Here is a 20,218-nt window from a genome sequence, read left to right as displayed (position 1 = left end):
ATACCCAACGTACGGTTTGTTTTTGAATTAACTGATCAGAACGCTCACAGGGCTGACACGCCCATGAAACAAGGACTGACCCGATGGCACGGCAGGAAAGAGCGATCGAGACGAGGAAGAGGCTCCTGGTCGGGGCGGCCGAGGTCTTCGACGAACGAGGCTACGCCGCGGCGAGTATCAACGAGATCCAGGAGCGCAGCGGCGTCACGAAAGGAGCGATGTACTTCCACTTCGCATCCAAGGAGGAGATCGCCAAGGGCGTCATGACCGCCCAGACCGAGGTTCCGGTCGAGGTGCGCAGCCCCTCGGCGTCACCGATGCAGCAGGCCATCGACCTCACCCACGAGCTGGCCCGTCGGCTGCGCACGGACGTCCTGTTCCGCGCGAGCATCCGGCTCACCGTGGAGCGGGGAACGTTCCAGACGAACGACTCCGACATGTACGACTGGTGGCTACGGGCCTTCAGCCGGGAGCTGGCGCGTGCCCAGGGCGCCGGAGAACTCCGCAAGGAGCTGGCGCCCGAAGACGTGGCGGCCAGCGTGGTGGGCTCGTTCACCGGCATCCAGATGCTCTCTCACGTCACGAGCGCCCACCGCGATCTTCACGACCGCCTGACCAACTGGTGGGAGCAGATCCTGCCCGGCATCGCGACCCCGGAGGCCCTCGGCACACTGCTGCCGGCCGGATCACCCGGACTCGGCCTGAGCGGCGGAGCCTGACCCCGACCGGGGGGAGCGAACCTGACGACAGTTCGCTCCCCAGCCGCCGACCACTCGTCGACCGGACCGATGCCGCTCGACCAAGGACCAAGGGGCGCGAAAGAGACTTACGTCCCTCCTGTCCACCTCACCCCTCGGACATCTGCGCAGGAGCATCACACAGGCTGCACACCGCCTTTCGAAAGGCTCGCTACTTTTGCCTCCGGCTCGATCCTCCGTGCGAACGAGACCGGCCACGGCCACTGGGCCGATGGTGCAGTCGACTCAGGAAGACCAGATGGACTACTGCTCCTCGTGCCGTCGGCATCTCAACGGCGCCCTGGCGTGTCCCGGATGCGGCGCCTACGCCCCGGACATCGCTCCCCCCGCCCACATCTACGCGACGACGGGCGTGGCGGCAGCGGCGTGGGACGAAGCACCCACGTGGCACGACGCGGGCCTCCACGAGGAGCCTGCGGCGGGGGCCGACCCGGCCGAGGTGCCGTCCGACGACGTGACGGACGCGCCGGTGGCGGCGGAGGGCCGGGCAGCGCGCCGACGTCAGCGGGCCCGCTGGCGGAAGAACCAGCGCAAGGCGGTGGTCGCGACCGCCGTCGCCCTCGTCGGTGGTGGCCTGACCGTCTCCGCGATGAACCAGCAGTCCAACGTCCGCACCCAGGCGGCCACGTCACCGGACAACCGGTCCATGGGCGTGGCGGAGTTGCCGACCTCGGACGACGCACTCCCGGCGTCGACACCCGCCAAGGCACAGCAGGCATCCACGAACACACCCTCCAAGTCGGTCACCTCGCACCGGCGCACGGGCGACGCGGCGTCCACCACGACCCGGTCGTCGGTCCACCCGGACTCCGCCACCTCCCCCACGCCCACGGCGACGACCGCCTCGCAGTCGCAGTCTCGGACCACACTCTCGACATCGGTCGCGACGGGCGCCGACACCGGCGGCACGACGGGCACGTCCGGCACCACCGATACGACGACGGAGCAGACCCCTTCGTCCACGGCCACGGACAGCACGACGACCACGAACACGGGCGCGGGCAGCAACAGCTCGCAGACTTCGCAGACGACGACGTCCTCGTCCTCTGCGACCGATCCGTCGGGGCTGTGCGTGCTCAACCTGCTCTGCATCAACTGAACACCGGGGCGGCATGAGGGTGTACTGACGGCCCGTCGGCTACCAGCGCAGCGGAAGCGTGGCGAGGTGGTCGTCGAGCAGGCCGGAGATGATCCGGTGGTCCTCGGCGGAGGGATGCCAGTCGCAGCCCAGGTGGTCCAGGGCGGGGTCGTCGTAATACCAGTAGCTCACCCGTCCGTCGCCCTGCGCGTTGCGGGTGCGGACAATGCGCTCGACGGTCTCGGCGAACGGGCTGGAGCCCAGGTTGGTGGCGCTGACGACGAGGAACGTCCTGGGGCCGTAGCGGGCCCGCAGTTTGTCGAGGAAGCCGTGGTAGGCGGACTCGTAGGCGCCAACCAGTTCGGCCTCAGTGCCCCAATGCTCGCCCGCATTGAGGGGCGTCGAGAAGTCGTTGAGGCCCAGTCCGATGACGACGGCCTGCGGCCGCCAGCCGGCCGGCTTCTGCCAGACGTCGCCCTCCACGCTCAGCAGGGCACGGTCGTAGTAGGCGCGGAAGTCGGTGCCCGGGCTGCTGCCGTTGTAGTTGCGGACCATGCCACGGCCGGAGAACGCGTTGATCTGGTAGTCGGCGCCGAGCCGTCGGGCGGTGAGGGCGCCGAAGGAGAGGTCGGAGTCGGTGTTCCGGTCGACTCCCCCGTTGGTCGAACAGTCACGCGTGCCGGAGACGTTGCCGTAGCCCGCGGTGTAGGAGTCGCCGATGAACTCGATCTGCCTGCGCCGGGCGGGCGGCCTGGCGAGGATCGCGCCGCCCGGAGCGGCGACGAAACCGCCGAACCGCCCCTCGGCCCAAGCGCTTTCCGTCCGCTTGACGAGCCGCACGCGGTGCTCGGTGTCGGTGAGTCCCTTGACCCAGGCGGTGGTTCGGCCCGGGGTCACGAGGGTGGCCGTGGTCCTGCCGTCTATCTGGACGTCGTAGTCGTTGACGGAGTCGTCGAGGACGACGCCGACACCGGTACCGCGGAACCGGCCCTCGAAGTAGATGCCGGGCCAGCTGTACCGCACGAACCCGTCGGCGGCCGCTTTGACCCGGCCCACGGTGTGGAACCGGGTCGGGGCGGCGCTGGACGCCCGCGAGGGAGCGGCGACGGCGGCGACCAGGCCGGCAGCGGTGGCGGTCACCAGTGTTCTGCGGGATAAGTGACGGGGCGGAGGGGGCTGCATGTGGCCATCCTTCGGAGGTGGGGACGGTCGGGGCGGGACGCGGGATGCGGTGCCGGGCCCCGGGACCCTTCCGTACGGCCCGTACAACGCGTGTGGCCCGTACGACCCGTACGGCACGGGAGCGCTCCCACACCCCTGGCGCTGTTTCAAGGTGACCGCCTGACGCGTGCCCGTCAACCCCTCCCGGCAGCATCTTCACGCGGGCCGGCGAGTGCGAGGCACGGCAAGCCGGGAATGAGTCCGGATCTTCCGGGTAGCAGAAACGATGCTTGCCCGGGGGAAGGGCCGTCACACCTGGGGAGGTCGAGGCGGCCCTTCCCTCAACCCATACATGTGTGGCGGCCTTATACGTCGAACAGACTTCTCGCGTTGTCGTGGCACACGGCCCGCAGCCACTCCGGTCCGAGGTCCAGCCGTTCCAGGGCGTGGAGCTGGTGCAGGTAGGGGTAGGGGATGCTCGGGAAGTCGGAGCCGAGCAGGATGCGGTCGCCGAGTGCGGCGAGCCGGGGCAGGGCCCGGCGCGGGAACGGCATGAACCCCTCGGTGAAGTCGGTGAACGCCATCGTCGTGTCCAGCCGCACCTGGTCGTACCGTTCGGCGAGGTCGAGGAACTCCTCGTACTCGGGCATGCCCATGTGCGCGACGATCAGCCGCAGCTTCGGGTGCCGTGCCAGCACCCGCGCGATCGGCTCGGGGCCGGTGTGCTTGCCGGGTGCGGGCCCGGAGCCGCAGTGGATCACCACGGGGACGCCTGCCTCCGCCAGCAGCCCCCAGGTCCGCTGGAGGCGTTCGTCGGCGGGGTCGTACGCGCCCACCTGGACGTGCGCCTTGAACACCCGCGCCCCTGCTTCGACGGCCTCGCGGACGTAGGTCTCGACGTCCGGCTCGGGGTGGAGGGTGGCGGTGTGCAGACAGTCGGGGGTGCGGTGGGCGAAGTCGGCCGCCCATCCGTTCAGCCACCTGGCCATGCCGGGCTTGTGAGGGTAGAGCATCGCGGTGAAGGCCCTGACCCCGAACTCCCGCAGCAGCGCCGTTCTCTCCGCCTCCTCCTTCCGGTAGGTGATCGGCCATCCCAGCCCGCCGATCAGCGGCCCGTTGGTGTCGAAGTAGTCCCAGACCTTGTGCAGGACCCGCTCGGGCATGAAGTGGGTGTGGACGTCGATCAGGCCCGGCAGACCGAGCCCGCCCCAGAAACGGCGGATCTCGTCGGCCTCCCCGTTCGACGCCACGTCGCGATCGTCCATGTCGGCTCAGGCGCTCAGCGCCGCCAGCACCACGGACCTGGCCTCCTCCTGGACCCGGCGCAGATGGTCCGGGCCGAGGAACGACTCCCCGTAGATCTTGTAGACGTCCTCGGTGCCCGAGGGGCGGGCCGCGAACCAGGCGTTGGCGGTGCATACCTTGATACCGCCGAGGGCAGCGCCGTTGCCGGGGGCCTCGGTGAGGACCTGCGTGACCGGCTCTCCGGCGAGGGTGTCGGCGGTGACCTGGCGCGGGGACAGCTTGGCGAGCAGGGCCTTCTCCTCGCGGGAGGCCGGGGCGTCGACCCGCGCATAGGCGGGGGCACCGAAGCGCTGGGTGAGCTCGGCGTAGTGCTGTGAGGGGCTCTTGCCGGTGACCGCCGTGATCTCGGAGGCGAGGAGGGCCAGGATGATGCCGTCCTTGTCGGTGGTCCACACCGAGCCGTCGCGGCGCAGGAAGGACGCGCCGGCCGACTCCTCGCCGCCGAAGCCGATCGTGCCGTCGGACAGGCCGTCCACGAACCACTTGAAGCCGACGGGTACTTCGACCAGCGTCCGGCCGAGGTCCGCCGCGACCCGGTCGATCATGCTCGACGACACCAGGGTCTTGCCGATCCCGGCCCCCGCGGGCCACTGGTCCCGGTGCGAGAACAGGTACGAGATCGCCACGGCCAGATAGTGGTTGGGGTTCATCAGGCCCGCGTCCGGCGTGACGATGCCGTGCCGGTCGGAGTCGGCGTCGTTGCCGGTGGCGATGTCGAACCGGTCGCGCTGCTCGATGAGCGAGGCCATGGCGTGCGGCGACGAGCAGTCCATGCGGATCTTGCCGTCCCAGTCGAGCGTCATGAAGCGCCAGGTGGGATCGGTGAGCGGATTGACCACCGTCAGGTCGAGCCGGTGCTCTTCGGCGATCCGGCCCCAGTAGGCGACCGAGGCGCCGCCCAGCGGATCGGCGCCGATGCGCACGCCGGCGGACCGGATCGCCTCCAGGTCCAGCACGTTCGGCAGGTCGGCGACATAGGTCCCGAGGAAGTCGTGGCGGCCGGTGCCGGGTGCGGCCAGGGCACGGGCGTAGGGGATGCGCCGTACGTCCTTCAGGCCGCCGGTGATGATCTCGTTGGCGCGGTCCTGGATCCAGGAGGTCGCCTCGGATCCGGCGGGGCCGCCGTTCGGCGGGTTGTACTTGAAGCCGCCGTCGGCGGGCGGATTGTGCGAGGGGGTGACGACGACTCCGTCGGCGAGCGCCGAGGTCCGGTGCCGGTTGTGGGTGAGGATGGCGTGCGAGACGGCCGGGGTGGGCGTGTAGCCGTCGGCCTGGTCGATGAGGACGGTCACGTCGTTGGCCGCGAACACCTCCAGTGCCGTGGCCCGGGCGGGCTCGGACAGGGCGTGGGTGTCGGCGCCGAGGAAGAGGGGCCCGTCGGTGCCCTGGGCGGCACGGTACTCACAGATGGCCTGGCTGGTGGCCGCGATGTGGTCCTCGTTGAACGCCGCCGCCAGGGACGAACCGCGGTGTCCCGAGGTGCCGAAGGCCACCCGCTGTCCCGGTTCGGCCGGGTCGGGGCGCAGCGTGTAGTACGCCGTGACCAGACGGGCCACATCGATGAGGTCCTCGGGCCCTGCGACCTGCCCCGCTCGCGCGTTCTGCATTTCCCGGCTCCTCCGCAAGGCTCGACCGTTGGGTACGGCCCTCATTCTCCCCCGCCGGGGCCGCGGGGACGCGCACGGGGGCCGCGGTTCTGTCCTCACCCGGCCTGCGTGGCGACCGAGCGGCCCCGTCCACGGCCGGTCGAGGCCCGCCGCGACACCCGAGCAGCACTGCTCCGCCGTACGAAAGCGCCGCCGCTCTCACCGGAAGGTGAAGCGCGGCGGCGCTGACCCGTACGGGTCGGATCAGTGGTTGCGGGAACCAGGTACCGGCATCAGCTTCTGGTCCACTGCTGGTTGCTGCTTCCGTTGCAGTACCAGACGTCGACCGCCGTGCCGTTGCCGGTGCCCGCCCCGGCCGCGTCCAGGCAGAGCGCGGGGTTCGCGACGCTGGTCACGGAGAGGTCCGCGTTCACGTTCCACTGTTGTGCCGCCGCGCCGGTGCAGTCCTCGATGACCACCGGGTCTCCCGCCGTGGCTCCGGTGCCTCCCACGGTCATGCACTTGTTGCCGTAGACGGTGAGTTGCTTGTCCGCGTTCAAGTTCCAGGTCTGGTTGCCGCCGCCGTTGCAGTCCCAGAGGTCGAGTTGGGTGCCGTTGGCCGTGCTGAAGCCGGGCACGTCGACGCAGCGGCCCGAGCCCACTCCGCGCAGGACCTCGCCGGGAGGCGCGGGCGGCAGGTCGTTGACCGGCGGGGTCTTGCCGAAGCCGTAGCCCCAGCGCAGCAGGGCGACTCCGGTGGCGCTGTTGTCCACCAGGTTGCCCTCGGAGTCCAGCGACTCGATCGAGTAGGCGTCGCCGAACCTCAGCCCCGGCCAGTACACCAGTCCCATCCCCTTGCTGCGGGCGGTGTTGGCCACGGCCGCGAGATACGAGGTGTAGACGTTGCCGTTCCAGGCGCCGTAGTTCAGCCCGATGGTCATCGGGGAGCCGGCCTCGTCGATGATCGTCCGGCCGGCGTACTTGCCGATCCGGGCTTCGAGGTCGGCGGTCCAGTCCGCCTGCTGGGTGTAGCTGGCCCAGAAGCCGTAGAAGTGCAGCGACAGCAGCGTGCCCCGCAGTTCGGGTGCCGCGCCGACACCGGTGACGTTGTCGTTGTAGCCGGTACCGCTGATCACGACACGGCCGCGCGGGACGTCCTTGTGCTGGGCGAGCCAGCCGCTGGTGACGGACACCCACTGGTCCAGGGTGTAGCCGTGCGGCTCGTTCATGGGCTCGAAGTAGACCCGCGGGTTGTGCTTGTACTCCCGCACCACGGTGTTCCACATCGTCTTCCAGGCGGCCGTGTCGTCGACCAGGCCGTCCTTGCTGCTGTCGGCCTCCCAGTAGCTGACGATGACCTTGTCGCCGTCGGCCGTGGCCGCGTCGATCGTCGCCCGGTACGACTTCCACCAGGTGGTGCCCACGCTCGCCGGGTTGATCGGCAGTCGCAGCGTGTTGGCGCCCAGGTTCTTCTTGAAGCCGCGCACCATGCGACCCGTGGTGCGGTACACCGTGCGGTAGTCGTCGGTCACCGACAGGCCGCTGGGCACCACGGCGTCACTGGCGTAGTTGTCCCGCGGGTCCGCCCAGTTCACCCCGCGGAAGTCACTGGTGCCGCCCTTCGCGGGCTTCACCGGCGCGGGCGAGGCGGCTGACGTCTCGGCGGCCGGCTGGGCGAAGGCGGGGGCGGTCAGGAACATGAGTGTCGCGCCGAAGCCGGCCATGAGCACACTGGCCAGTCTTCTCGGTCTCGTCGGGGTCTTCGTCATGTCGTCTCCAGTGACGGATGTGCGGATTGCGGCGTGCGGGTTCGTCACCTGAGCCGAGGCAGTGATGAATGAGGGGCCGGACACAGACCCTCAAACCCGTTCAAACCGGTAATGGTTACGTAACCATTGCCCGGACACTGGCACGCCGCCCGCCCTGGTGACAAGACCCGCGACGGTCCTGAGTCCGGCTCAGCCCCAGGCACCCACCGGCACAAAGGAACTGTCCTGCCGGAACAGATCCGTCCCGGCCGTCCGTTCCACCCGGAGTTGGTAGTTGTAGTGGCGCAGGTAGTACCCGGGATAGTTGTACGACTCCCAGCGGATCGCGCCCGAGGACGAGCCCGTGCGGGCGATGAACGTCGCGTCCTTGGCGAAGGTCGACGTGCCGTCGTTGGCGTCGAAGCGGGCGCGGAAGTCCCAGTGGCGCAGGTAGCTGCCGGAGGCGTCGCGGAAGGAGTAGCCGTTCGAGTCGGCGAGGCCCGCGACGACCGTGAAGGTGGACGCCGACTTCTCGGCAGCCGTGCTGGAGCCGGTCACCACCGGGAGGTTGAGCAGCGAGGACTGCGCCTGCCAGTAGCGCGTCGAGTAGTTGGCCGACTGGAAGGACCGGGTGACGTTCTTCGCGAGGGAAGGCCCGCCGGACACCGTCTCCTTGATGACCGTGAAGTGCCGGGCGGTGCCGGAGACCACCGGCAGCGCGGTCGGGGCGGACCACGTCGCGAACGTGTCGTAACTGTCGGCGTAGTAGTAGGTGCCGTCGCCGTAACCGTCGAAGAAGATCCGCCAGCCGCCGTTGTCGAGCTGGATCACCGACGGACCCTCGCGATAGCTGCCCCAGCCCGCCCAGTCGCCGGTCCGGGAGATCGTGTAGGGGCCGGTGAGCGAGGAGGCCGTCGCGTACTCGATGTACTTCGTCGTCTCGTTCTTCGTGAAGGCGTGGTACGTCGAGCCGGTCCTCACGATGTACGTGTCGATGTGGTTCGCGCCGATCCCGGACAGGGCTACCGGCGAACTCCATGCCGTCAGCGCCGAGTTCGTCGCCTTCAGCCGGTACGGCGTGAAGATCCACTCGTCGCTGGTGACCGAGCAGGACACGATGACGTTCACGCTGCCGTCGCTGTCGACGAACCACTCCGGCGCCCACGCACGGGACAGGTTGGTGATCGGGACCGTGTAGTCGTACAGGAAAGTCCAGTTGGCCCGGTCGGAGCTCCGCGCGAAACCGATGGTGGTGCTGACGTCCTGCCAGGTGTGGGTCGTGTACGTCAGGTAGTAGTAGCCGTCGGCGTGCTTGAAGACGCTCGCGTCGCGGATTCTGTTGCCGGGCGGTGTGTAGGCGGAGGACTTGAGCAGCCGGAAGTCCGTGGCATCGTCGGACTGGTAGACGTTCACGGTCCCGTCATTGCTGTTGAGGAACGGCACGATCGTGTAGCGGGTGGCCGAGCCGCCGGGCGGGGCGGCGGCCAGTGCCGTGCCGGCGAGGCCGGGCAGTTCGCCCAGCAGGACGGCCGAGGCGGGCAGGGCCGCCATGGCGCGCAGCAGTGTGCGGCGGGACGGTGTGGGGGGTCGTGTGCTCACGGGCGGCTCTCCCTCGGACAAGAACAAGACGCGACTCTGACGTTCGACCTGCACGTCCGACATACCGAACGCAGTTCGGGAAGTCGATCAGAAGGTAGGGCTGTGGCCTGAACGCGTCAATGCTTCGCGCAGGACCCGGTGAGCCCTGTGCGAAAGCTGTGGCACCCGCATGGCCGTCACTCCGGCCTGGCACGTTCCGGCGAAGCGCTTTCCGACGTTACTGTTCAGTAGGCAACGTCGTCCCGGAGTCCGGAGGTGCCCCGTATGACGCACGACCGTTCCGCAGGCCTGGTGGAGACCGCCCGCGCACTGGCCGACGGCACGATCACCTCCCGGGCCCTCGTCGAACAGGCCCTTGCGCGGATCGAGACGTCCCAGGCCTCCCTCAACGCCTTCCGGATCGTCCGGACGAAGGCCGCTCTCGCCGAGGCCGAGGCCGCGGACGCCCAACTGGCCGCCGGGGTACGGAAGCCGCTGCTCGGGGTGCCCGTCGCCGTCAAGGACGACATGGATGTGGCCGGTGAACCCACGGCGTTCGGCTGCCGGGGGGAGTTCCCGGCGGTCGCCCGGGACGGGGAGGCGGTACGGCGACTGCGCGCGGCCGGGGCTGTGATCGTCGGCAAGACCAACACCTGCGAGTTCGGGCAGTGGCCGTTCACCGAGGGGCCCGCCTTCGGCGCGACCCGCAATCCGTGGAGCCCGGAGCACACGCCGGGCGGCTCGTCCGGCGGGTCCGCCGCGGCCGTCGCCGCAGGTCTGGTGCCCGCCGCGCTCGGCTCGGACGGGGCCGGGTCGGTACGGATCCCCGCCTCCTGGACCCACCTCGTCGGCATCAAACCCCAGCGCGGCCGTATCTCGACCTGGCCGCGCGGCGAGTCCTTCCAGGGCATCACCGTCAACGGCACGCTCGCCCGCACGGTCGCCGACGCGGCCCTCCTCCTCGACGCGGCCGCCGGCAACCACGCCCTGGACCCCCATCGCCCGCCCGCCGTCGATGCCTCGGCGGCGATCGGCCGCGACCCCGGCCGGCTGCGCATCGCGCTCGCCCTGAAGCCGCCGTTCACCGCGCTGCCCGCCCGGCTCCGGCCGGAGGTACGGGCGCGGGTCGTCGAACTCGCCGAGAAACTCAGCGACTTGGGGCACACGGTCGAGGAGGCGGATCCGCCGTACGGGCAGATCGGGCTCACCTTCATCCCGCGCGCCACGGCCGGTATCGCCGAACGGGTCCGCGAGGCGCCCTTCCCCGCGCTCCTCGATCGCCGCACCCGGGACGCGGCCCGGCTCGGCGGACTGCTCGGCGGGGTCCCGCTGCGGGTGGCGCGGCGCGCGGAGGCGGTCCTGCACCGCCGTATCGGCGGGTTCTTCACGTCGTACGACGTCGTCCTGGCCCCCACGACGGCCGCTCCCCCGCCACGCATCGGGGCGATGCTGGAGCTGGGCGGGCTGGCCACGGACCGCGCGATGATCGCGGCCTGTCCCTACGCCTGGCCCTGGAACGTGCTGGGGTGGCCCGGGGTCAATGTGCCCGCCGGGTTCGTCGGCGGCGGGCTGCCCGTCGGGGCGCAGTTGCTCGGCCCTGCGAACAGCGAGCCGCTCCTGCTGTCGCTCGCCGCGCAGTTGGAGGCGGAGCTGCGCTGGCCCGAGGTCTGGCCGGAGCCTCGCGTCAGCGCGGATTCACCGGTCGCTTGAGGACCCCTGGCCCGTACCCTGTGACCATGGACGATGCGTCGATGGTCGGGCTCATGGGGCGGGTCACGGGGGCGATCGGACCGGGGCTCGTCGGCGAGGTGATCGTCCGGGTGCGGGGCGGCGCCGAGCACTTCCTCGCCTACCCCGCCACCGGCACGGACCGGATCGAGCGGGGGACGGTGGTGATGGTGGTGGAGTACCTGCCGCCGAGGACGGTCTACGTACAGGCGGCGTACGACAGTTGAGCCTGCTCACGCGCAGGTGAGAGGCGTGTGTATCAAGGTTTCGACAAGGATGCGTCAGCGTCTTCACCCGGGCCTCGAACAGGCGCACACTCCCTTCGTTCGGTGCCGAAAGGGCACCATGCAAAGGGGGCGTATGCCGATGATTGTCGGCGTCGTTGCGGGGGTGGCCGTTGCTGCCATCGCCGTTCTGATCGGTCTGTTCAAGCTGATGTGGCGTGTCGCGGAACCCAACGAGGCACTGATCATCTCGGGCTCCAACCACAAGACGGAGGGGCTCGAAGCGGGTATGGGATTCCGCATCGTCACCGGACGCGGCACGCTGGTGCTGCCCGGTGTACAGGCGGTGCGCAAGCTCTCGCTCGACCTGAACGAGACCGAACTGCATGTGGACTGCGTGACCCACCAGGGCATTCCGCTCAAGGTGCGGGGCGTGGTCATCTTCAAGGTCGGCGACGACTTCGTGTCGATCGCCAACGCGGGGCGTCGCTTCCTCGACCAGCAGAAGCTGATGTCCGAGCGGGTGCACAACGTGTTCGCCGGTCATCTGCGGTCCATCGTCGGCGGGTTGACCGTCGAGGACATGATCCGCGACCGGGAGAAGCTCACCGGGCAGACCCGGGCCGCCTGCGGCACGGAGATGGAGAAGCTGGGGCTCATCGTCGACTCCCTGCAGATCCACGAGATCGAGGACCCGACCGGGTACATCCAGAACCTGGCGATGCCGCACGCGGCGGCCGTCCAGCGGGACGCGCGCATCGCGCAGGCCGAGGCGAACCGGCTCGCCACCGAGGCCGAGCAGAAGTCGTTCGCCCGGATGGCGGAGGCCACCCGGGACAGCGAGATCCTCCAGGCCGGCTACCAGGCCGAGCGGGACAAGGCGGGCGCGAAAGCGCGCCAGGCCGGTCCGCTCGCCGACGCGGCCGCCCGGCAGGAGGTCGTCGTCCAGGAGACCCGGATCGCCGAACTCGAGGCGAACCGGCGCGAGCAGCAGCTCCAGGCGGACGTCCGCAAGCCGGCGGACGCCAAGGCCTACGAGAAGCGCACCCTCGCCGAGGCCGAGCGTGACGCGCGGATCTCCGGGGCCGAGGCCAAGGCGAAGGAGACCGAGCTCGCCGCGGCAGCCGAGGCCACCCGGGTCAAGACGGCCGCGCTGGCCGAGGCCGAGGCGACCAAGGCCCGCGGTACGGCCATGGCGGCGTCGACCCGGGCCACCGGTGAGGCCGAGGCCGCGTCGGCTCAGGCCAAGGGTCTAGCGGAGGCCGAGGCGGCCAAGGCGAAGGGCCTCGCGGAGGCGGAGGCCATCAAGGCCCGTGCCGCCGCCCTCGCCGAGAACCAGGAGGCGGTCGTCGCCCAGCAACTCGCCGAGAACTGGCCGGAGATCGTCAGGGCCGGCGCGTCCGCGTTCGGCAACGCCGACAACATGGTGATCCTCAACGGCGCCGACGGCATGGCGGACATGTTCGCCAAGGCGCTCACCATGGGCGGCACCGGGCTGGGTCTGGCCCGTCAGCTGCTGGCGTCGATGAACCAGAACGGTCAGCCCGTCAACGGCACTTCGCTCAACGGGGTGGCGTCGCCGCCCTCCCAGAAGGTGCCGGTCCAGGAGTAACGGGCAGCGGCACCCGACATCCGTCCGGGGCTCTCGGGTACGAGGGTCCCGGACGACCCGCGTTCACAGCGCGAGCAGCGTGACACCCAGGCCGACCAGCAGCACCACCGCGGCCACGGTCCACCCGACGATCCGGCCCGGTGGGTCACCGGGTCCAGGAAGGAGATCGCCAGCACCATCCCCAGCCACACGAAGGTGACCGCGCCCGCCGTCGCGGCCGACGTCGCGTTCATCCGACCGACCGTACCCCTGGCCCGGTTCGCGGGACGCCTTAAGGTTCCCCACGTGACTGCGTTTACCGATGAGAACGTCCCCGGCCGCTTCGGCGCCACCGCCACCACCGAGGCCGATCCCCGCGAGGTCGGCAGGGTGCGCACCGAGTACTCCCCCGCGCACGACGGCGACCCCGACCCCGGCGAGATCGTGTGGACCTGGGTGCCCTTCGAGGAGAACGACGGACGCGGCAAGGACCGTCCCGTGCTCGTGGTCGCCCGGGAGGCGGCCGGCACCTTGCTCGCCGTACAGCTGTCGAGCAAGCGGCACGACGGGGACCGGGAGTGGGTGCCGATCGGCAGCGGGCCCTGGGACCGGACCGGGCGGGACTCCTGGGTGGATGTCGACCGCATCCTGCGTCTCCACGAGGAGGGGATGCGCCGCGAGGCGTGCGCGCTGGACCGGGGGCGGTTCAACCTGGTCAGGCAGCGGCTGCACGAGCGCTACGGCTGGAGCTGACGCTCCGGAAACGCCCCTACGAAGGCTGCGCGCACCTGCGCGTCGCGCGTCCGGTCCAGCACCCCGAACACCACATGCTCGAAGGCCCCGGCGAACCGTCCGCCGGGCTCGAGCAGCGCCCGGAACGCCCCCGCCACCTGTGCGGGGTCGTTCTGGAAGACCCCGCATCCCCAGGCGCCCAGCACCAGCCGCCGGTAGCCCTCCGCGACGGCGACCGACAGCACCTGCCCGGCCCGCGCCGCGAGGGCTCGTGGCAGCTCGGCGGCCCGCTCGGGTGCCGTCCGCCGGACCACCCCGGCGTTCGGGGCGGCCGCCGTCAGGAAACCCACGAGGTGTGCCGCCTCCAGCAGACGCCCGCGATCGTCCCGGAACACCGGCACGGCCGGTGAGTGGATGACCCGGTCGGTGTAGAACGGGTCGCGGTGGGCCCGGTGATGGTCGTAGAACTCGCGGGCCTCCAGTTGGCAGGTGTACAGCGCGGACGCCCGGCACAGGGCCTCTTCCTGTGCCTGGGCGCCGTTCAGATAACCGCCGCCCGGATTGCGCGCCGAGGCGAAGTTCAGGACGGCGGTGCGGCCGCCGAGCCGATGGGCCGCCTCCAGGCTGCTCTCGCCCGTGACCTCGAGGAACGTGTCCACAGCGGGGAAGGGCGGCACCTCCACGGGTTCCGGTCCGTGCATCCGCGTCCCCGCCCGTGCCGCCTCGATCGCGGCGGCCAGGGAGACTTCGTGCCCGTCCGGGGCTCGATAGTGCCCCGCCGCGACGATCTGTTCCGTCTCGTGCGCGATCCCGCGCAGACGCGCGCTCATGGCGCCACCCCCGTGAGCGCCATGACCGCGCGCCGCGCGGTCTCCCCCGTCGTACCCATGGAGGAATCGTCGGCGATGGCGTGGATGCGGTGCAACAGAGTTTCCGGCGCCCGGCACAGCAGGAAAACGCCTCGAAAACCCCGGGAAAACGGAGATCCACAGCCCCTAATGCAAGGATGTGCCCCCTTGTGCGGAACGAGATGAGGGTCTTGGGTGGGACGAGCGTTGCCGGTCCGACCCACCTGATCCCCGGACTGGTGGCATGGTGGAATCTCAGGAGGATCCCGACATGTCCGACACACCCAGCGACTGTACGCCGGGCGACTGTACGAAGCCCCGTACATCACTGCCCGAAGCAGAGCTCGAGGCCCTGGTCCGAGGCATCTGCTTCAAGACCGGCCCGCCCCGCCGCATCGGGGTGGAAGTGGAATGGCTCGTGCACGAGCTGAGCAGCCCTCGGCTCCCCGTCACACCCGAACGACTCGCGGCGGCCTACGCCGCACTGCGGACCGTGCCCCTGAAGTCGGCGCTCACCGTCGAACCGGGCGGTCAGCTGGAGCTGAGTTCTCAGCCCGCCGACTCCCTGATGGAGTGCATCGGTACCGTCTCCGCCGACCTCGCCGCCGTCCGGGCGGCCCTCGCCGAGCACGGCCTCGGCCTGGTCGGCATCGGCCACGACCCGTGGCACCCGCCCCGCAGGTATCTGCACGAACCGCGCTACGACGCCCTGGAGACCTGCCTCGACCGCACCGGCCCGGCGGGCCGCGCGATGATGTGCACCTCGGCCTCCGTGCAGGTGTGCGTGGACGCCGGACACGAGGAGCCCGGTCCCCTCGGCCTCGGACGACGCTGGTCGTTCGCGCACCAGCTGGGCCCGGTCCTGGTGGCCGCCTTCGCCAACTCCCCGCTCGCCGGTTCCGAGCCCACCGGCTGGCTCTCGACCCGCCAGCTGCTGTGGACGGAGATCGGCAAGGGCCGGGCGGGCGGCCCCTCCCTGGACACCGACCCCCGCACTGCCTGGGCCCGGCACGTCCTGGACGCGCCGGTGATGTGCATACGACGGGACAGCGGCCCCTGGGACGTCCCGGAGGGTCTCACCTTCCGGGAGTGGGCCAGGTCGGGCGCGCCCCGGCAGCCGACCCGGGAGGATCTCGACTACCACGTCTCGACCCTGTTCCCGCCGGTCAGGCCGCGCGGCCATCTCGAGCTGCGCATGATCGACGCCCAGCCGGGCGAGGACGGCTGGATCGTGCCGCTCGCGGTGACGACGGCGCTCTTCGACGACCCCGAGGCCGCCGAGACCGCCTACCGGGTGGTGAAGCCGCTGGCCGAGCGCACCCTCGCGCTGCCCGCGCCGCACAATCCGCTGTGGATCGACGCGGCCCGCCACGGCCTGGCCGACCCCGAACTGCACGAAGCGGCGATCGCGTGCTTCGCGGCGGCCCTGGAGGCGCTGCCACGGCTGGGCGCCACACCCGAGGTCACGGACGCCGTCGAAACGTATCTGCACCGCTATGTCATCCGGGGCCGGTGCCCCGCCGACGATCTGCTGGACCGGACGCACGGTTCGCTCGGGAAGGAAATCCGCACATGACCAACCCGTCCGTCGACTCCCTCGTCGACCCCGAGTCCGTCCGCGAGCGGGCCGTGACCACCCTGGTCACCGCCCGGGACCGCACGACCCTCCTCACCAGCTGTGTGGAGGACCCCGACCTGACCGCCCAGCACTCGCCGCTCATGTCGCCGCTCGTGTGGGATCTCGCCCACATCGGCAACCAGGAGGAGCAGTGGCTGCTGCGGACCGTCGGCGGGCAGGAGGCGATACGGCCCGAGATCGACGGCATCTACGACGCCTTCGAGCACCCGCGCTCCGAACGCCCCACGCTGCCCCTGCTGTCGCCCGTGGAGTCCCGGCGCTACGCGGCGGAGGTACGCGGCCGGGTGCTGGACGTCCTGGAGGGCGCCGCGCTCCACGGGACCCGGCTCACCGAGGCCGGATTCGCCTTCGGGATGATCGCGCAGCACGAACAGCAGCATGACGAGACGATGCTGATCACCCATCAGCTCCGCAGGGGCCCCCAGGCCCTGACCGCCCCCGACCCGGAACCGGCCCCGCTGTTCACCGGCCCGGCCGAAGTCCTCGTGCCCGGAGGCCCGTTCACGATGGGTACCTCCGACGAGCCGTGGGCGCTGGACAACGAACGCCCGGCGCACCGGCGTGAGGTGGATCCCTTCTACATCGACACCACTCCGGTGACGAACGCCGAGTACCAGGCCTTCATCGAGGACGGCGGCTACGACACCGAGCGCTGGTGGGCCCCGGCCGGGTGGGCACACATCCGCCAACACTCCATCCACGCACCGCTGTTCTGGAGCCGCGACGGCAAGCAGTGGCTGCGCAGGCGCTTCGGCGTCACCGAGGTCGTGCCGCCCGACGAGCCGGTGGTTCACGTGTCCTGGTACGAGGCCGACGCCTACGCCCGCTGGGCCGGACGGCGGCTGCCCACCGAGGCCGAGTGGGAGAAGGCGGCCCGCCACGACCCGGCCGGCGGCCGCTCGACGCGCTACCCGTGGGGCGACGCCGACCCCGCGCCCGAGCACGCCAACCTGGGCCAACGGCACCTGCGACCCGCCCCCGCCGGCAGCTACCCGAAGGGCGAGTCACCGCTCGGCGTGAGGCAGTTGATCGGTGACGTGTGGGAGTGGACGGCGAGCGACTTCGAGCCCTACCCCGGGTTCCAGGCGTTCCCGTACAAGGAGTACTCGGAGGTGTTCTTCGGCCCCGACCACAAGGTGCTGCGCGGTGGTTCGTTCGCCGTGGACGCGGTGGCCTGCCGGGGCACGTTCCGCAACTGGGACTATCCGATCAGGCGGCAGATCTTCTCCGGCTTCCGCACGGCCCGTTCGGGAGCCGTCTGATGTGCCGTCATCTGGCGTATCTGGGACCCGCGGAGCCGCTCGGCAGCCTCCTCGTGGCGCCCCCGCACAGCCTCTACCGCCAGTCCTGGGCGCCCAGGCGGCAGCGGTACGGCACCGTCAACGCCGATGGTTTCGGGGTCGGTTGGTACGCCGAGGGCGACCCGGTCCCGGCACGGTACCGACGGGCCGGACCCATCTGGGCGGACCTGTCCTTCGCGGACCTGGCACGGGTCGTGAACAGCACGGCGATCCTGGCCGCCGTACGGGACGCGACCCTGGCGGGAGCCGACGCCGAGGCCGCCGCGGCACCGTACGCCTCGGGGCCCTGGCTGTTCAGCCACAACGGCGCGGTCAAGGGGTGGCCACATGCCCTGGCGCCCCTGACCACCGCGCTGCCCCCGGCGGACCTTCTGTCGATGGAGGCCCGCAACGACTCGGCGTTCGTGTGGGCGCTGGTCCTGAACCGGCTGCACGGCGGTGACGAGGAGGGCCAGGCGCTGGCCGACACGGTCCTGGAGGTCGCCGAGGCGGCCCCGGGCTCCCGGCTCAACCTCCTGCTGACCAACGGGGAGTCCATAGCCGCGACCGCCTGGGGCGACACCCTCTGGTACCTCCAGCGCCCCGGCACCGGCACCGTCGTGGCCTCCGAGCCGTACGACGACGATCCGCACTGGCAGGAGGTCCCCGACCGCACCCTGCTCGCGGCGAGCCGCACCGACGTCCTGCTCACACCGCTCAAGGAACCGTCCGCGGAACCACTCGAGGAGCCCAGCACGTGAGTCCGTTCCTTCTGACCCGCACCCTGCCCGAGGACGCCACCGAGGCCGCCCTGCGCGCCGATGTCCTCAAGGGCCTGACGCACACGCCGAAGACACTGCCGCCGAAGTGGTTCTACGACGCCCACGGCAGCGAACTCTTCGAGCAGATCACCGAGTTGCCCGAGTACTACCCGACCCGCGCCGAACGGGAGATCCTCGTCGCGCGCTCCGGCGAGATCGCCGCGGCGACCGGCGCCCGCACCCTGGTCGAGCTGGGCTCCGGTTCCTCGGAGAAGACCCGGTACCTGCTCGACGCGCTGACCGGGCTGCACACGTATGTGCCGGTCGACGTCAGCGAGAGTGCCCTCACCCAGGCCGGGCACGCGCTCATCGCCCAGCGGCCGGAGCTGAGCGTGCACGCGCTGATCGCCGACTTCACGGGCGGTCTGAGCCTGCCGGGGACGCCGGGCCCGCGTCTGGTGGCCTTCCTCGGCGGCACGATCGGCAACCTGCTGCCGGTCGAGCGCGCCGCGTTCCTCGCCTCCGTCCATGCCCTGCTCTCGCCCGGTGACGCGCTGCTGCTCGGCACCGACCTGGTCAAGGACGAGAACGTGCTGGTCAGGGCGTACGACGACGCGGCCGGGGTGACGGCCGCGTTCAACAAGAACGTCCTGACCGTCGTCAACCGCGAGCTGGGCGCCGACTTCGATCCCGGCGCCTTCGACCACGTGGCCCTCTGGGACGCCGAGAACGAGTGGATCGAGATGCGGCTGCGCTCTCGTACGGAACAGACCGTGAAGGTCCCCGCGCTCGACCTGGCTGTCGACTTCGCGGCGGACGAGGAGCTGCACACCGAGATCTCGGCGAAGTTCCGCAAGGAGGGCGTCCGTGCCGAACTGGCCGCCGTCGGGCTGGAGTTGGCGCACTGGTGGACGGACAGCGAGGGACGGTTCGCGCTGTCGCTGAGCGTGGTGCGGTAGCGCGGACTCGCGGGGGCCGGTTCCGGGCCGGTCCCCGCGGTCAGTCGAGGGCCGCGGCCATCCGCCGGACCGCCTCGGTGATCAGCTCGGGAGACGTCGCCAGGTTCAGCCGTACGAAGCCGGCGCCCCCGGTGCCGAACGGAACGCCGGAGTTCAGGGCGACCCGGCCACGCTCCAGGAAGACGTCCGCCGGATCGCCGCGCAGATCCAGCGCGCGGCAGTCCAGCCAGGCGAGGTAGGTGGCCTGGGCCGGTTCGTAGCGCACGGCGGGCAGCGCCTCGGCGAGGAGCTGGGCCAGCAGCCGACGGTTGTCGTCGAGGCCGGTGAGCAGGGCGTCGAGCCAGGCACCGCCGTCCCGCAGCGCGGCGGTGTGGGCGATGACGCCGACATGGCTGGGGCCGTGACCGACCTCTTCGGGAAGGCGCGCGAGGTCGTCGGCCGCGTCGGGCCCGGCGACAGCCACGGCGGCTTTGAGCCCGGCCAGGTTCCAGGCCTTGGAGGCCGACATCAGCGACAGCCCGGTCCCCGCGCCGGGCACACTCAGGTAGGGGACGAACGTCGCACCCGCCGCCATGAGCGGGGCGTGGATCTCGTCGGCCACGACCCGCACTCCGTACGTCCGCGCCAGCGCCGCCACGTCCGCCAGCTCGGCGGCGGAGTGGACGGCGCCGGTGGGGTTGTGCGGGCTGCACAGCAGATAGGCGGGCCGGGCCGTGCCCTTCCGCACCCGCCCGAAGACGTCCTCCAGGACCTCGAAGTCGATCCGGCCGTCCGCACCGAGCTCAGCCTCGACGACCTGCCTGCCCATGTTTCCGACGAACTGGTAGAAGGGCGGATACACGGGCGAGTTGACGACCACCGGATCGCCCGGTCCGGAGACCAGCTTGAGCATCTCTACGATGCCCAGCATCACGTCCGGGACGATCGCCGTACGCTCCACGGCGAGCCCGTCCCAGTCCCACCGCTTGCTCGCGAAGTCGGCCAGCGCCTCGGCGTACGCGGTGCCGGCCGGATACCCGGTGTCTCCCAGTGCCACCGCGTCCCGGATCGCCTGTGCGACCGGCTCGGCCAGGGGGACGTCCATCTCGGCGACCCACAGGGGCAGTACGTCCTCCGGGTAGGTCCGCCACTTCATGCTCGTACGGCGCCGGAGCTGCTCCAAGGTGAGCCGGCGCAGGGGATTGGGCATACCGTCCATGGGCCAACGATAGGGTCGGACGGCTCGCGCTCCGCCGCCGCCTG

General features: G+C 70.8%; 18 protein-coding genes. 10 read left to right on the top strand and 8 right to left on the bottom strand.

What is annotated here, in order from left to right; all coding sequences use genetic code 11:
• The first annotated feature begins 83 nt into the window (after positions 1-83).
• Both RNB18_RS46925 and RNB18_RS46920 read left to right on the top strand, forming a co-directional pair.
• Positions 84-719: a ScbR family autoregulator-binding transcription factor gene (locus RNB18_RS46925; RefSeq protein WP_311720303.1), complete on the top strand. Its 636-nt coding sequence runs from the start codon at positions 84-86 to the stop codon at positions 717-719.
• Between the two features lie 250 nt (positions 720-969).
• Positions 970-1,857, top strand: a complete 888-nt coding sequence (locus RNB18_RS46920) for an SCO2400 family protein (protein WP_311720302.1) — start codon at positions 970-972, stop codon at positions 1,855-1,857.
• A gap of 39 nt (positions 1,858-1,896) precedes the next feature.
• Here the strand turns inward: RNB18_RS46920 and RNB18_RS46915 are convergent, their stop codons facing one another.
• The 5 genes from RNB18_RS46915 to RNB18_RS46895 form a co-directional block, all read right to left on the bottom strand.
• Positions 1,897-3,018, bottom strand: a complete 1,122-nt coding sequence (locus RNB18_RS46915) for an SGNH/GDSL hydrolase family protein (RefSeq protein WP_311720301.1) — start codon at positions 3,016-3,018, stop codon at positions 1,897-1,899.
• 344 nt (positions 3,019-3,362) lie between these two features.
• Complete coding sequence (locus RNB18_RS46910) at positions 3,363-4,262, bottom strand: amidohydrolase family protein (RefSeq protein ID WP_311720300.1); 900 nt, start codon at positions 4,260-4,262, stop codon at positions 3,363-3,365.
• Between the two features lie 6 nt (positions 4,263-4,268).
• Complete coding sequence (gene pgm / locus RNB18_RS46905; protein WP_311720299.1) at positions 4,269-5,909, bottom strand: phosphoglucomutase (alpha-D-glucose-1,6-bisphosphate-dependent); 1,641 nt, start codon at positions 5,907-5,909, stop codon at positions 4,269-4,271.
• Positions 5,910-6,181: 272 nt separating this feature from the next.
• Positions 6,182-7,657, bottom strand: coding sequence for a ricin-type beta-trefoil lectin domain protein (locus RNB18_RS46900; protein ID WP_311720298.1), 1,476 nt, complete (start codon positions 7,655-7,657; stop codon positions 6,182-6,184).
• 189 nt (positions 7,658-7,846) lie between these two features.
• Positions 7,847-9,235 (bottom strand): glycoside hydrolase family 43 protein, encoded by a 1,389-nt coding sequence (locus RNB18_RS46895; protein ID WP_311720297.1) that lies wholly within the window; start codon positions 9,233-9,235, stop codon positions 7,847-7,849.
• 264 nt (positions 9,236-9,499) lie between these two features.
• Between RNB18_RS46895 and RNB18_RS46890 the strand changes: the two genes are divergently transcribed.
• The 3 genes from RNB18_RS46890 (at position 9,500) to RNB18_RS46880 (ending at position 12,778) form a co-directional block, all read left to right on the top strand.
• Positions 9,500-10,924 carry an amidase gene (locus RNB18_RS46890; protein ID WP_311720296.1) on the top strand — a complete coding sequence of 475 codons (1,425 nt, stop codon included), beginning with the start codon at positions 9,500-9,502 and terminating at the stop codon, positions 10,922-10,924.
• Positions 10,925-10,950: 26 nt separating this feature from the next.
• Positions 10,951-11,169: a hypothetical protein gene (locus tag RNB18_RS46885; protein ID WP_266450852.1), complete on the top strand. Its 219-nt coding sequence runs from the start codon at positions 10,951-10,953 to the stop codon at positions 11,167-11,169.
• A gap of 133 nt (positions 11,170-11,302) precedes the next feature.
• Complete coding sequence (locus tag RNB18_RS46880; protein ID WP_311720295.1) at positions 11,303-12,778, top strand: flotillin family protein; 1,476 nt, start codon at positions 11,303-11,305, stop codon at positions 12,776-12,778.
• Here the strand turns inward: RNB18_RS46880 and RNB18_RS46875 are convergent.
• The gene (locus tag RNB18_RS46875; RefSeq protein WP_311720356.1) at positions 12,706-13,011 is read right to left on the bottom strand and encodes a hypothetical protein; all 306 of its coding nucleotides are present in this window, start codon (positions 13,009-13,011) and stop codon (positions 12,706-12,708) included. The two genes, RNB18_RS46880 and RNB18_RS46875, sit on opposite strands and share 73 nt — an antisense overlap.
• A gap of 52 nt (positions 13,012-13,063) precedes the next feature.
• On the opposite strand from RNB18_RS46875, the gene RNB18_RS46870 reads away from it, so the two are divergent.
• Positions 13,064-13,510 carry a type II toxin-antitoxin system PemK/MazF family toxin gene (locus RNB18_RS46870; RefSeq protein ID WP_311720294.1) on the top strand — a complete coding sequence of 149 codons (447 nt, stop codon included), beginning with the start codon at positions 13,064-13,066 and terminating at the stop codon, positions 13,508-13,510.
• On the opposite strand, the gene RNB18_RS46865 is transcribed toward RNB18_RS46870, so the two are convergent.
• Positions 13,495-14,319 (bottom strand): TIGR02452 family protein, encoded by an 825-nt coding sequence (locus RNB18_RS46865; protein WP_311720293.1) that lies wholly within the window; start codon positions 14,317-14,319, stop codon positions 13,495-13,497. The two genes, RNB18_RS46870 and RNB18_RS46865, sit on opposite strands and share 16 nt — an antisense overlap.
• A gap of 289 nt (positions 14,320-14,608) precedes the next feature.
• Between RNB18_RS46865 and egtA the strand changes: the two genes are divergently transcribed.
• From egtA to egtD, 4 genes are read left to right on the top strand one after another with little or no spacing between them, the layout of a single operon-like run.
• Positions 14,609-15,913, top strand: a complete 1,305-nt coding sequence (gene egtA, locus RNB18_RS46860) for an ergothioneine biosynthesis glutamate--cysteine ligase EgtA (RefSeq protein WP_311720292.1) — start codon at positions 14,609-14,611, stop codon at positions 15,911-15,913.
• A complete protein-coding gene (egtB, locus tag RNB18_RS46855) occupies positions 15,910-17,238 on the top strand; it encodes an ergothioneine biosynthesis protein EgtB (RefSeq protein ID WP_311720291.1) in 1,329 nt (442 codons plus the stop codon). The genes egtA and egtB overlap by 4 nt, the downstream gene beginning before the upstream one ends.
• Positions 17,238-18,017 (top strand): ergothioneine biosynthesis protein EgtC, encoded by a 780-nt coding sequence (gene egtC, locus RNB18_RS46850; protein WP_311720290.1) that lies wholly within the window; start codon positions 17,238-17,240, stop codon positions 18,015-18,017. The genes egtB and egtC overlap by 1 nt, the downstream gene beginning before the upstream one ends.
• Entirely contained in the window at positions 18,014-18,976 is a 963-nt protein-coding gene (egtD, locus tag RNB18_RS46845; RefSeq protein WP_311720289.1) for an L-histidine N(alpha)-methyltransferase, read from the top strand. The genes egtC and egtD overlap by 4 nt, the downstream gene beginning before the upstream one ends.
• A gap of 40 nt (positions 18,977-19,016) precedes the next feature.
• On the opposite strand, the gene RNB18_RS46840 is transcribed toward egtD, so the two are convergent.
• Positions 19,017-20,174, bottom strand: a complete 1,158-nt coding sequence (locus RNB18_RS46840) for a MalY/PatB family protein (RefSeq protein WP_311720288.1) — start codon at positions 20,172-20,174, stop codon at positions 19,017-19,019.
• Positions 20,175-20,218: the final 44 nt, after the last annotated feature.

Origin of the sequence: Streptomyces doebereineriae, assembly GCF_031845645.1 — a bacterium.
GTDB lineage: Bacteria > Actinomycetota > Actinomycetes > Streptomycetales > Streptomycetaceae > Streptomyces > Streptomyces canus.
The sequence above is the reverse complement of the archived record's forward strand: the minus strand, read 5'-3'. Positions and strand labels throughout refer to the sequence as shown.

Coding starts and splice junctions, on each gene's coding strand:
- RNB18_RS46840 (WP_311720288.1), bottom strand. CDS start 20,174: ATGGACGGTATGCCCAATCCCCTGCGCCGGCTCACCTTGGAGCAGCTC.
- egtB (WP_311720291.1), top strand. CDS start 15,910: ATGACCAACCCGTCCGTCGACTCCCTCGTCGACCCCGAGTCCGTCCGC.
- RNB18_RS46900 (WP_311720298.1), bottom strand. CDS start 7,657: ATGACGAAGACCCCGACGAGACCGAGAAGACTGGCCAGTGTGCTCATG.
- RNB18_RS46885 (WP_266450852.1), top strand. CDS start 10,951: ATGGACGATGCGTCGATGGTCGGGCTCATGGGGCGGGTCACGGGGGCG.
- RNB18_RS46910 (WP_311720300.1), bottom strand. CDS start 4,262: ATGGACGATCGCGACGTGGCGTCGAACGGGGAGGCCGACGAGATCCGC.
- RNB18_RS46920 (WP_311720302.1), top strand. CDS start 970: ATGGTGCAGTCGACTCAGGAAGACCAGATGGACTACTGCTCCTCGTGC.
- RNB18_RS46880 (WP_311720295.1), top strand. CDS start 11,303: ATGCCGATGATTGTCGGCGTCGTTGCGGGGGTGGCCGTTGCTGCCATC.
- pgm (WP_311720299.1), bottom strand. CDS start 5,909: ATGCAGAACGCGCGAGCGGGGCAGGTCGCAGGGCCCGAGGACCTCATC.
- RNB18_RS46865 (WP_311720293.1), bottom strand. CDS start 14,319: ATGAGCGCGCGTCTGCGCGGGATCGCGCACGAGACGGAACAGATCGTC.
- egtC (WP_311720290.1), top strand. CDS start 17,238: ATGTGCCGTCATCTGGCGTATCTGGGACCCGCGGAGCCGCTCGGCAGC.
- RNB18_RS46875 (WP_311720356.1), bottom strand. CDS start 13,011: ATGAACGCGACGTCGGCCGCGACGGCGGGCGCGGTCACCTTCGTGTGG.
- RNB18_RS46890 (WP_311720296.1), top strand. CDS start 9,500: ATGACGCACGACCGTTCCGCAGGCCTGGTGGAGACCGCCCGCGCACTG.
- egtA (WP_311720292.1), top strand. CDS start 14,609: ATGTCCGACACACCCAGCGACTGTACGCCGGGCGACTGTACGAAGCCC.
- RNB18_RS46925 (WP_311720303.1), top strand. CDS start 84: ATGGCACGGCAGGAAAGAGCGATCGAGACGAGGAAGAGGCTCCTGGTC.
- RNB18_RS46915 (WP_311720301.1), bottom strand. CDS start 3,018: ATGCAGCCCCCTCCGCCCCGTCACTTATCCCGCAGAACACTGGTGACC.